Consider the following 10,200-nt stretch of genomic DNA (forward strand, 5'->3'; position numbering starts at 1 on the left):
ACAGCCCCAGGGCCCCAGGCCCCCGGCACGGCCCCGACTCCTTCAGCATCTGTCTCATGCCCCCCCCGACCCCGAAGACCATCCGTGCCGGCGACCTGCAGCAACGGCTGCTCGCCGGCGAACCGCTGCTGCTGGTGGACGTGCGGGAACCGGCCGAACTGGCCATGGCTTCCCTGCAGCACCCGGTGCTGCATCTGCCCCTGAGCAGCTCCAGCGAATGGGTCGGGCGGCTCGATGAGCTGATCGAGCGGGACCGCACCGTGGTGGTGCTCTGCCATGCGGGGATTCGCAGCTGGCAGTTCGCCTGCTGGTTGATGGAGGCCCAGGGCTACGCCGACGTGCTCAACCTGCAGGGGGGCATCGAGGCCTGGAGCGTGGAGGTGGATCCCTCGGTTCCCCGCTACTGAAGCTGAGCCCGAGCAATCCGACTGAACGATGGAGGTTCTTCCTTACCATCGGCTCCACACACTGCACACCCGCATGTGATCGCCCTGCCCCACCGCCAGCAGCAGGTGTTGAAGGCCACGGTGCATCACTACGTCGACACCGTGGAGCCAGTGGGAAGCAGCACCTTGATCCGTCGCTTCGGCTTGCCGGCCAGCCCCGCCACCGTGCGCTCCACCATGGGGGCGCTTGAGCAGCGGGGCCTGTTGCTGCAGCCCCACACCTCAGCCGGACGCATCCCCAGCCAGCAGGGCTACCGCCTCTACGTGGATGCTCTGTTGCCCCCTCCAGGGGCCGGGGCGCTGCAGCTCCAGCGGGAATTGCTGGGTCTGAGCCTGCAGTGGGCGGCTCTGGATGATCTGCTGCTGCATCTGGCCCGTCGACTGGCCGATCTCACCGGCCTGATGAGCCTGATCAGCCGACCCCAGCGGGCCGAGTCCCGCCTGCAGGCGGTTCGCCTGGTGCCCAACGGTGAGCGGCTGCTGGTGCTGCTGGTGGAGAACGCCCTGGTGGCCAGCAGCCTCAACCTGCGTCTCCCCCCTGGAGCCAGCCTGGAGCTGCCAGCCCTGGAGGGATGGCTGCAGTCGGAACTGGAACGGTCACCAGGTGGACTGATCCGCTGGGAGTGCCTCCCCTCCCAGCTGCGCACCAGTGGCGGCCTCCTGCGTCAGGCCCTGCGCAGCCATCGCCAGGCCCGCGGCGTGGATGGGGATGGAACCGTTGTGGTAGGCATGGGCGGGCTGCTGGCCCAGCCCGAATTCAGCCGCAGCTCCGATCTGAGGCCGCTGCTGCAGCTGGTGGAGGAGGAGCCGCTCTGCCTGCTCCGCCCCGCGCGGAAGCAGGAGGCGGAGGGGATCTGGATCGGGGCGGAGCATCCCCATCCCGCCCTGCTCCGCTGCGCCGTGGTCAGGGCCAGCTACCGCGCCGGAGACGGGAGTGAAGGCCAGGTGGCTCTGCTGGGGCCGATGCGCATGGCCTATGCCACAGCGCTCTCAGCGGTGCGCTCGGTGGCCTCTAGCCTGCAGCGTCTTCTCAGCTGAGGCCCCTGGGTCATGACCTATTGCGTCGGGTTCTGGCTTCAGGACGGCCTGGTGATGGCGTCCGACTCCCGGACCAACGCCGGTGTCGACTACATCTCGTCTTACCGGAAGCTGCACATCTTCGAGCCGGCTCCCGACCGGCTGTTCATGCTCCTGGCCGCAGGCAACCTGGCCACGACCCAGGCTGTGATCAACCAGATCCAACGCGACCTGAACCGGGCCCGTCGACCCTCGGTGGGACTGGGGAGACCTAGCCCTGACCCGGGCCCCAGGCACCATGACCTGCTCAGCGCCAGCTACCTGTTCGAGGTGGCCGCCTACATCGGCCGGCTGAGCGTGGAGGTGCAGACCGAGAACCACTCGGCCCTGCACCAGGTGGGTGCCAGCGGCGAGGCCAGCTTCATCCTCGGCGGCCAGATCCTCGGCCAGCCCCATGCCCTCTACCTGATCTATCCCCAGGGCAACGCGATCATGGCCACGCCGGAAACACCTTTCCTGCAGATCGGCGAGAGCAAGTACGGCAAGCCACCGCTCGATTCCGTGGGGCACTGCCGGATGTCGCTGGAGGACGCGGCACGGCTCTGCCTGGTGTCGCAGGTGATCACCCGCCGCTCCAACCTCACCGTGGGCCCGCCCTTCGAGGTGGCGCTCTACCCCCGCGACAGCATGGCGGTGTCGCATCACCAGAGGCTGGAGCGGGGTGCCCGCGAAATCTCTGAGATCAACCGAATCTGGATCGAGAGCCAGCGCCAGGCGATGCAGAGCCTTCCCCGCTTCCCCTGGGAGCAGGCCAGGGAACCCGTGGTCTGAATTGCCCCCACGATCAACCGCCGGCCAGCTGATCCCCCAGGCGCTCAGCCACGGTGGTCACATCCTTGTCGCCGCGGCCCGAGAGGTTGATCACCAGCTCGGTGCCCGGCGCCAGGGTGGGACAGAGCTGTTCGAGCCAGGCGAAGGCGTGGGCCGTCTCCAGGGCCGGGATGATCCCTTCGAGCAGGCTGAGCCGTTGCAGGGCCTCGAGGGCCTCCTGGTCGGTGACGGCGGCATACTCGGCCCGGCCCAGCTCCTGCAGGTAACTGTGTTCGGGCCCCACTCCCGGGTAGTCGAGACCGGCGCTGATCGAGTGGGCCTCCTGCACCTGCCCCTGTTCGTCCTGCAGCAGCAGGCTCATGGCGCCGTGCAGCACCCCGAGGCGGCCCTCGGTGATCGTGGCCGCGTGACGGCCCGTGGCCACACCGTCGCCGGCGGCCTCGACACCGATCAGGCGGACGGAAGTGTCGCTCACAAAGGGGTGGAACAACCCCATGGCATTGGAGCCCCCACCCACGCAGGCCAGCAGCACATCGGGAAGGCGGTTGAAGGCCGCCTGGCACTGGACCTTGGTTTCCTCGCCGATCACCGCGTGAAAATCCCGCACCAGCATCGGGTAGGGGTGGGGTCCGGCCACCGACCCCAGGATGTAATGGGTGGTCTCCACGTTGGTGACCCAGTCGCGGATCGCCTCACTGGTGGCGTCCTTGAGGGTGGCGGTGCCGGCGGTGACCGGTTGCACCGTGGCCCCCAGCAGACGCATGCGGAACACATTCAGGGCCTGACGGCGCATGTCCTCGGCGCCCATGTAGATCACGCACTCCAGACCGAAGCGGGCACAGACTGTGGCGGTGGCCACGCCGTGCTGGCCGGCGCCGGTTTCGGCGATGATCCGCTGCTTGCCCATGCGCAGGGCCAGCAGGGCCTGCCCGAGCGCGTTGTTGATCTTGTGGGCACCCGTGTGGTTGAGGTCCTCGCGCTTCAGCCAGATGCGGGGACCCCCTTCGGGGCGGCGGTAGTGGGCGCTCAGCCGCTCCGCCTCGTAGAGCGGGGAGGGGCGACCCACATAGGTTTTGAGCAGGTGATCGAGGCGACTGGTGAAGGCAGGATCCTTCCAGGCCTCAGCCGCCGCCGCCTCCAGTTCCGCCAGGGCGGGCATCAGGGTTTCGGGCACGTACTGGCCGCCGTAGCGCCCGAATCGACCGAGCGCATTGGGACGAGCCTCCTTTTCCAGGGCAGCAGCGCCTGGGGGAGCAGCGGAATCCTGCGGGATCGGGGGGAGGGTGCTCGTCACCGGTGGTCGATCGGGGTGCCTCAGCCTAGGAAGCGGGCCGCGGCGGCACCGGCGGCGGCGGCAGGGTCCAGAGGTCCCCTTCAGCGGAGCGGGCCGGCAGCGGCGGCCAACCCTGGGGCTCGTCGATGCGCGGACGCGCTGCAGGATCGCGGCAGGGGGGGGCCTCCACCATCGAGAAACTGAGGGACTGGGCGTCGGGACCCGGCACCGGAATGCAGGCGGGCGCTTCCGGGCGGGGGTTCAGGTCCAGGCGCAGCATCTCGAAGCGGAGGGGCGGCAGATCCATTGGTTCATGGGTGCGCTGTGATGGGAGGCGTAGCGGCAACGGGCGCCATGGGCAAGGGTGGCTGGCAGGAATTCAGCAGCGTGGCGAGCACCGCCCGGCCGCAGGACCCGGCGGCAGCGGCCAGCCCGCGTCCGCAGCAACGGGTGCGGGTGCAGCGCACCAAGGCGGGCAAGGGCGGCAAGACCGTGACGGCCATCACCGGTCTGGATCTCAGCGAGGCGGAGGGCCGGGCGTTGCTCAAGCGCCTCAAGGCCACCGCCGGCAGCGGCGGCACCCTGAAAGATGGGGTGATCCAGCTCCAGGGCGATCAGGTGGCCCCCTGCCTGGAGACCCTCACGGCGGAGGGCTTCCGGCCGAAGCAGGCCGGCGGTTAGGCCACCTGCCGCTGGAGGGTGAGAACATCCCCTCAGCAACATCCCTGTGTCCGCTCCGTCGATGACCAGCTCCCCCACCGAGAACAAAGCCACCAACGTCGTCTGGCATGAGGCCTCGGTGAACCGAGACTCCCGCGCCCACCAGCGGGGCCACCGCAGCGCCATTCTCTGGTTCACGGGGCTCTCCGGCGCGGGGAAGAGCACCCTGGCCAATGCCGTGAACGAGCAGCTGTTCCAGCGCGGTCTCGCCACCTATGTTCTCGACGGCGACAACGTGCGCCACGGGCTCTGCAAGGACCTGGGCTTCTCCGATGCCGACAGGGAGGAGAACATCCGGCGCATCGGTGAAGTGGCCAAGCTCTTCCTTGATGCCGGCGTGATCACTCTCACGGCCTTCGTGTCGCCGTTCCGGGCCGATCGCGAACGGGCCCGGGCCCTGGTGGAGCCTGGCGACTTCATCGAGATCCACTGCGCCGCCGAGCTGGCGGTCTGTGAGCAGCGGGATCCCAAGGGGCTCTACGCCAAGGCCCGCGCCGGTGTGATCAAGGAGTTCACCGGCATCTCCAGCCCCTATGAAGCGCCTGAGTCGCCCGAGCTGCGGGTGGATACCGGCGGCAGCCTTGAGGAGAACGTGGCTCAGGTGATCAGCCACCTGGAGGGTCAGGGGCTGATCGCTGCGGGATGAGCGCCGGGGCGCTGGCTCCCAGCAGGGGCGCTGGTTCCGGATCCGGCAGGCCCAGGCGACGGGCCACCTCATCGAGGAAGGCCTTCAGACAGCTGGCCACCGGGACCGCCAGCAGCAGGCCCAGCAGATCACCGAACCCCAGCAGACTGCCAACCCTGGCTCCGACAGGCAGGCTGAGCAACAGCCAGGCGGGCTGGAGGCCCACGATCTGACCCATCAGCCGGGGCTGGATCACCTGGTCCACCACCTGACCCACGGTGATCGCCGCCGCCAGCACCTCCAGGGCGGTGCGGAGATCCTCCAGGCCCAGCAGCAGACTCACCAGCACGATCGTGATGGCGCTGGCGTAGGGAATCAGGGTGGTGAACCCGATCGCCACCGCGAACAGCACGCCATAGGGGATCCCCAGCAGGGTGAAGACAACGATCTGGGCCGCGCTCAGGATCAGCGCCAGGATCACCTGACCGCCGAAATACCCCCTGAAGGTGCGGTTCACGGTGCCGAGCACCATCTCCCTCCAGCTCGCCGGCAACCAGCGGGCCAGCCCCCGGCTGATCGACTCGCCGCCGAGGAGCAGGAAAATGGCCAGCACGATCACGATCAGGGTGTTGATCGTGAGGGTGAGCGTGGCTCCGAGCAGCCCCAGCAGCTTCTGGCTCAGCTGTGAGGCGAACTGGGTGGAGCGGGTGAGCAGGGCACTGCTCAGATCACCGAAATCCGCCGGCAGGCCATGCTCCACCGCCCAGGTCTGGGCCTGGTTGAGCAGGGTTTCCGCCTCCACCAGCCAACCCGGCAGCGCCGTGATCAGATCAGCCAGTTGCTCCACCAGCAGGGGGATGATCCAGAGGGCCACCAGCACAAGCACCAGCAGGCCGAGGCCAAGCACCAGCGCAAGGGCCAGCGGCCGGGGCAGACCACGGCCCGTCAGCCAGCGGCTGGGCAGGTCGAGCAGAAATGCGATCAGCGCGGCACTGAGGAACAGCGCCGGAAACGGGGCCAGCGGCAACAGCAGCTGACGCAGCACCCAGAAATTGAGCACCAGCAGGGGCAAGGCCAGGCCAAGCCGCTGCCAGCGGGTGAATGGAGCCGGGCGGATCATGGCGAGGGAGCCTCACCCGCCGGGTTCGGGGCTGCTTGGTCCAGGGGCTTCACCTGCCGGCGGAACACCTCCAGGCCGGAGTCGGGCACCGGCACCTCGATCAACTGCAGCCACCCCGGGATCAGGGCCTCGACCCGCCCACCGGGCACATCACCGGGTTGCACCGAGAGGCCACGATCGATCATCACCACGCGCCGCAGGGGTGGACGCACCTCAATGCTGTCCTTGTGCTGATCGAGCACCAGATCAGCCTCGCCATGGTCGTAGGCGGGGAGGTGCACCGAGGGCAGTCGGTAGGGACGGCGGTTGGAGCGGCCGGTGACCACCACCAGGGTGGTGGCGGGATCAAAGCGTTTCGCGGCCCGGACGGCCAGGCCCCAGTCGTGATCGTAGGAGCGCAGATTCTCCAGAAAGCGATCGCCTGGCACCAGCAGGAAAAGGGCGCATTGGAGCACCATCACCAGCAGCAGAGGCCTGGGCCAGCGCAGGGCGCCCCTCCCGTCGGCCCGTTCGGCCAGGCGGGCCGCCACCAGCAGCAGCAGCGCCGGCAGGAACGTGGTGGCATGACCCATGCGGGTGAAATGCACCAGCAGCAGATAGAACGCCGAGGGGAGCACCCAGAGGGCGATGAACCAGCGCCGCCAGAGCCGCTCCTCCCGGGGGAGCGGCCCGGGGCTCTTCGCGGCCGGTCCGGCCCAGCTGGTTCCAAGGGCCAGGCCCAGACCTGCCGGAGCCGTGAGCGCCACGGTGCGGATCAGCAGCCAGCCATTGCCCAGCACCCCGCGGTCGGAAGCCTGCTGGGTATGGGCCCGCTTCCAGGCCATCAACTGCGACCAGTAGAGCTCCAGGCCTCCTGCCTCCTCGAGAAAGGCCTGCCCCCACCACACCAGCACCCCGAGACCGAGCGCCACGCCCAGCTGCAACCTCCAGGCCTCGAGGCCTCCTCGTCGCCAGCCCCTGAGGCAGCACACCAGCACCAGAGGCAGGAGGAACAGGGGGGTGTTGGGACGGATGCCTCCAGCGGTGGCCATCAGCAAGGCGAGGGGAAGCACGAAACGCCGGTCGCCCTCAGCCACGAACCAGGCGCAGCAGGCGATCGCCATCACCCAGCCCAGTTCGGTCCCGTAGCTCAGGGGTTGGCTGGCATAGAACCAGAGCAGGGGGCTGCTGAACAGCAGCACCACCATCCACCAGGCGGCCCGCTGGCCTGCCCAGCGCCGGGCCAGGATCCAGCCGAAGGGCAGCGCCGCGGCCGACACCAGCGCGTTCACCAACTCCAGGGCCGCCACCCCGTTGCCTCCGGTGAGCGGCAGGCTCAGCCGTCCTAGACTGATCAACCACCAGAAACAACCGGGCAGGTGGGGTTGGTGGCGATCGAGGTCAAAGTCGGTGAGGGCCAGCACGAAATTGCCCGCATCCCAGGCCTGCACCAGCTCCGTGCGGGTGAGCCAGCGGCTCAGGGCTCCGGCGACAAACAGCAGCAGCCACCAGATCCAGGGGGCCGCCGGCGGCCGTCTTTGCGCCAACGGCGCCGCTGTCGAACTTGACTCCACCATCCTTCAGACCTCCATGGCGTCCAGGTAAGCCGCGCTGCCGAGTTCCTGGAGGCGGGCATCCTTGGCGCGAACCTGGTCGTGAAGCCCCAGGCGATGCTGCCTGAGTCGCTCCGCCAGGGCCGGATCCGCCGTGGCCAGGATCTGGGCTGCCAGCAGACCGGCGTTGGTGCCATTGCCGATCGCCACCGTGGCCACGGGGATTCCGGCCGGCATCTGCACGATCGAATGGAGTGAATCCACCCCCGAGAGAGCCCGGCTCACCACCGGCACCCCGATCACCGGCAGGATGGTGAGCGCTGCCACCATCCCGGGGAGATGGGCGGCACCGCCAGCCCCCGCCACGATCACCTTGAGCCCACGGCTGGCGGCCGATTCGGCGAACTCCACCATTTCCTTGGGAGTGCGGTGGGCCGAGAGCACCCGCACCTCCACGCTCACCCCGAAGCCCTCGAGCACGTCCACCGCGGGCTGCATCGTGGGCAGGTCGGAATCACTGCCCATCACCACCGCCACGCGCCCTCCCCCGGCGGGAGGTCCCGCAGCCGGGGAGGCGTCAGCAACGGCATGGGGGATGGGTTCGCGGGTCAATTCAGGGAGCGCCGGTGGCCATGCGGCGAGGATGGCATCCTCTTCGCCCGTTCGCACCCGGAGCCGATGCCCGTGCGCTGGATCAGCAACGTCCGTCTGCCCCACACGTCGCGCTGCAGTCACGGATCCGGGCGGCGCTGGCGCCTGGGGGTGGACGCGCAGGGCCTGATCACGCGGGTGCTGCCGCTGGAGCGGGGCAGCTGCGCCGCCGGCGACGACTGGGGCGGAGACTGGCTCAGCCCCGCCGGCGTGGACCTGCAGATCAATGGAGGTCTGGGGCTGGCCTTTCCTGAGCTGGGGCCTGCCGACCTGCCACGGCTGCTGGAGCTGCTTGATCTGCTCTGGGCCGATGGTGTGGAGGCGATCAGCCCCACCCTGGTGACCTGCGGCGTGGAGCCCCTGCGCCAGGCCCTTGCCGTCCTGCAACAGGCCCGGCTGGAGCACAGGCCCGGGCGCTGCCAGCTGCTGGGTGCCCACCTGGAGGGCCCGTTCCTGGCCGCCGCGCGGCGCGGTGCCCATCCAGCCCACCACCTGGCGGCCCCCAGCCTCGAGGCCCTGAACGAGCGAATCAAGGGTTTCGAAGCGGAGATCGCCCTGGTGACCCTGGCCCCCGAACTGGAGGGGGCTGAGGCGGTGATCGACGCCTTGCGGCAACAGGGAATCGTGGTGAGCCTGGGTCACAGCGCTGCAACGGAGGCCCAGGCCGAGTGGGCCTTCTCCAAGGGGGTCGGCATGCTCACCCATGCCTTCAATGCCATGGCCGACCTGCACCGTCGAGCCCCGGGTCCGGTGGCGGCGGCGGTGCTGCGCGGTGATGTGGCCCTGGGGCTGATCGCCGATGGGGTCCATGTGGCACCGTCGATGACGGTGCTGCTGCAACGGCTGGCCCCCGAGCAGGTGCTGCTGGTGAGCGATGCGCTTGGGCCCTACGGCCTCAAGGAGGGTCGCCACAGCTGGGATGAGCGGGTACTGCTGGTGGAGGACGGCAGTTGCCGGCTGGAGGACGGCACCCTGGCGGGCGTGACCCTGCCCCTGCTGGAGGGGGTGACGCGGCTGGCCCGCTGGAGCGGCGAACCGGGGCGAGCGATCGCAGCGGCCACCCTGGTGCCCCGGCGGGTGCTCGGGGAGCGGCGCACGCTGCCGCAGCTGCTGCGGGGACGCCCCCTGGCCGAGACCCTGCGCTGGTCTGTGGGGGCGGACGGAGACCTGCGCTGGCGTCGTTGGCCCGAAGCGGCTCCTTAAGATCCGCCCACCCCTACCACCGCCACCATGGCCACCTCTCCAGCGCCCCACACCGGCGCCAAGCTGGCCGAGAAAGCCGAGGTGCGCGACTACTTCAACAGCACGGGCTTCGAGCGCTGGAAGCGGATCTACAGCGACAGCGACGACGTCAACAAGGTGCAGCGCAACATTCGCCTGGGCCACCAGAAGACCGTGGATCAGGTGCTCGAGTGGCTGCAGGAGGAGGGCGACCTGCCGCAGCGCAGCTTCTGTGATGCCGGCTGCGGTGTGGGCAGCCTCAGCCTGCCCCTGGCCCAGCTCGGGGCGGGCAGCATCGCCGCCAGTGATCTCTCCGAAGCCATGGTGGAGGAGGCCAGGCGGCGTCTGGAGGCCAGCGGGCTCGCCTGCGAGCGGGTGGAGTTCACCGCCTCCGACCTCGAGAGCCTTCAGGGTCGCTACGACACGGTGATCTGCCTGGACGTGTTCATCCACTACCCCCAGGCTGCGGCCGAGGAGATGGTGCAGCACCTGGGCGGGCTTGCCGAACGGCGCCTGATCGTCAGTTTTGCCCCCTACACCCCCCTGCTGGCCCTGCTCAAGTCAATCGGGCAGTTGTTCCCGGGTCCGAGCAGGACCACCCGGGCCTACACCCTGCGGGAGGAAGGGATCGTGGCCGCCGCCGCCGAGGCTGGCTTCAGGCCCAAACGGCGCAGCCTCAACCAGGCGCCCTTCTATTTCTCTCGCCTGATCGAATTCGAGCGCAGCTGAGTCGAGGCCTCCAACACAGCTGAATCGAATCCTGG

12 protein-coding genes are annotated in these 10,200 nt (G+C 69.1%); 7 read left to right on the forward strand and 5 right to left on the reverse strand.

Annotation, left to right across the window (positions count from 1 at the left end; all coding sequences use genetic code 11):
- Window positions 1-56: 56 nt before the first annotated feature.
- From FPZ61_RS11250 to FPZ61_RS11260, 3 genes are all read left to right on the forward strand, one after another.
- Entirely contained in the window at window positions 57-407 is a 351-nt protein-coding gene (locus FPZ61_RS11250; RefSeq protein WP_185466675.1) for a rhodanese-like domain-containing protein, read from the forward strand.
- Window positions 408-482: 75 nt separating this feature from the next.
- Window positions 483-1,484 carry an HrcA family transcriptional regulator gene (locus FPZ61_RS11255; RefSeq protein ID WP_185466676.1) on the forward strand — a complete coding sequence of 334 codons (1,002 nt, stop codon included), beginning with the start codon at window positions 483-485 and terminating at the stop codon, window positions 1,482-1,484.
- A 12-nt stretch (window positions 1,485-1,496) separates the two neighbouring features.
- On the forward strand, window positions 1,497-2,294 hold the full coding sequence (locus FPZ61_RS11260; RefSeq protein WP_185466677.1) for a 20S proteasome subunit A/B: 798 nt from the start codon (window positions 1,497-1,499) through the stop codon (window positions 2,292-2,294).
- A gap of 13 nt (window positions 2,295-2,307) precedes the next feature.
- Here the strand turns inward: FPZ61_RS11260 and trpB are convergent, their stop codons facing one another.
- Entirely contained in the window at window positions 2,308-3,588 is a 1,281-nt protein-coding gene (gene trpB, locus FPZ61_RS11265; RefSeq protein WP_185466678.1) for a tryptophan synthase subunit beta, read from the reverse strand.
- Window positions 3,589-3,613: 25 nt separating this feature from the next.
- Complete coding sequence (locus FPZ61_RS11270; RefSeq protein WP_185474829.1) at window positions 3,614-3,874, reverse strand: hypothetical protein; 261 nt, start codon at window positions 3,872-3,874, stop codon at window positions 3,614-3,616.
- 47 nt (window positions 3,875-3,921) lie between these two features.
- On the opposite strand from FPZ61_RS11270, the gene FPZ61_RS11275 reads away from it, so the two are divergent.
- Together FPZ61_RS11275 and cysC are read left to right on the forward strand one after the other, a co-directional pair.
- The gene (locus tag FPZ61_RS11275) at window positions 3,922-4,248 is read left to right on the forward strand and encodes a translation initiation factor (RefSeq protein WP_185466720.1); all 327 of its coding nucleotides are present in this window, start codon (window positions 3,922-3,924) and stop codon (window positions 4,246-4,248) included.
- Between the two features lie 61 nt (window positions 4,249-4,309).
- The gene (gene cysC / locus FPZ61_RS11280) at window positions 4,310-4,933 is read left to right on the forward strand and encodes an adenylyl-sulfate kinase (RefSeq protein ID WP_185466680.1); all 624 of its coding nucleotides are present in this window, start codon (window positions 4,310-4,312) and stop codon (window positions 4,931-4,933) included.
- On the opposite strand, the gene FPZ61_RS11285 is transcribed toward cysC, so the two are convergent.
- From FPZ61_RS11285 to purE, 3 genes are read right to left on the reverse strand one after another with little or no spacing between them, the layout of a single operon-like run.
- Window positions 4,893-6,032, reverse strand: a complete 1,140-nt coding sequence (locus tag FPZ61_RS11285; protein ID WP_255441553.1) for an AI-2E family transporter — start codon at window positions 6,030-6,032, stop codon at window positions 4,893-4,895. The two genes, cysC and FPZ61_RS11285, sit on opposite strands and share 41 nt — an antisense overlap.
- The gene (locus FPZ61_RS11290; RefSeq protein ID WP_185466681.1) at window positions 6,029-7,558 is read right to left on the reverse strand and encodes a hypothetical protein; all 1,530 of its coding nucleotides are present in this window, start codon (window positions 7,556-7,558) and stop codon (window positions 6,029-6,031) included. Before FPZ61_RS11290 ends, FPZ61_RS11285 begins: the two co-directional genes overlap by 4 nt.
- Window positions 7,559-7,591: 33 nt before the next feature.
- Window positions 7,592-8,089 (reverse strand): 5-(carboxyamino)imidazole ribonucleotide mutase, encoded by a 498-nt coding sequence (purE, locus tag FPZ61_RS11295; protein WP_185466721.1) that lies wholly within the window; start codon window positions 8,087-8,089, stop codon window positions 7,592-7,594.
- 153 nt (window positions 8,090-8,242) lie between these two features.
- On the opposite strand from purE, the gene FPZ61_RS11300 reads away from it, so the two are divergent.
- Window positions 8,243-9,418 (forward strand): N-acetylglucosamine-6-phosphate deacetylase, encoded by a 1,176-nt coding sequence (locus FPZ61_RS11300; RefSeq protein WP_185466682.1) that lies wholly within the window; start codon window positions 8,243-8,245, stop codon window positions 9,416-9,418.
- A gap of 27 nt (window positions 9,419-9,445) precedes the next feature.
- Window positions 9,446-10,165, forward strand: a complete 720-nt coding sequence (gene bchM / locus FPZ61_RS11305; RefSeq protein ID WP_185466683.1) for a magnesium protoporphyrin IX methyltransferase — start codon at window positions 9,446-9,448, stop codon at window positions 10,163-10,165.
- Window positions 10,166-10,200: the final 35 nt, after the last annotated feature.

It is taken from the genome of Synechococcus sp. BSA11S (genome assembly GCF_014224355.1).
GTDB lineage: Bacteria > Cyanobacteriota > Cyanobacteriia > PCC-6307 > Cyanobiaceae > Regnicoccus_A.

Bases quoted from the DNA above. Each gene is read 5' to 3' on its own strand.
- FPZ61_RS11250 (WP_185466675.1), top strand. From the start codon at position 57: ATGCCCCCCCCGACCCCGAAGACCATCCGTGCCGGCGACCTGCAGCAA.
- FPZ61_RS11260 (WP_185466677.1), top strand. From the start codon at position 1,497: ATGACCTATTGCGTCGGGTTCTGGCTTCAGGACGGCCTGGTGATGGCG.
- FPZ61_RS11270 (WP_185474829.1), bottom strand. From the start codon at position 3,874: ATGGATCTGCCGCCCCTCCGCTTCGAGATGCTGCGCCTGGACCTGAAC.
- FPZ61_RS11275 (WP_185466720.1), top strand. From the start codon at position 3,922: ATGGGCAAGGGTGGCTGGCAGGAATTCAGCAGCGTGGCGAGCACCGCC.
- cysC (WP_185466680.1), top strand. From the start codon at position 4,310: ATGACCAGCTCCCCCACCGAGAACAAAGCCACCAACGTCGTCTGGCAT.
- FPZ61_RS11285 (WP_255441553.1), bottom strand. From the start codon at position 6,032: ATGATCCGCCCGGCTCCATTCACCCGCTGGCAGCGGCTTGGCCTGGCC.
- purE (WP_185466721.1), bottom strand. From the start codon at position 8,089: ATGGGCAGTGATTCCGACCTGCCCACGATGCAGCCCGCGGTGGACGTG.
- FPZ61_RS11300 (WP_185466682.1), top strand. From the start codon at position 8,243: ATGCCCGTGCGCTGGATCAGCAACGTCCGTCTGCCCCACACGTCGCGC.
- bchM (WP_185466683.1), top strand. From the start codon at position 9,446: ATGGCCACCTCTCCAGCGCCCCACACCGGCGCCAAGCTGGCCGAGAAA.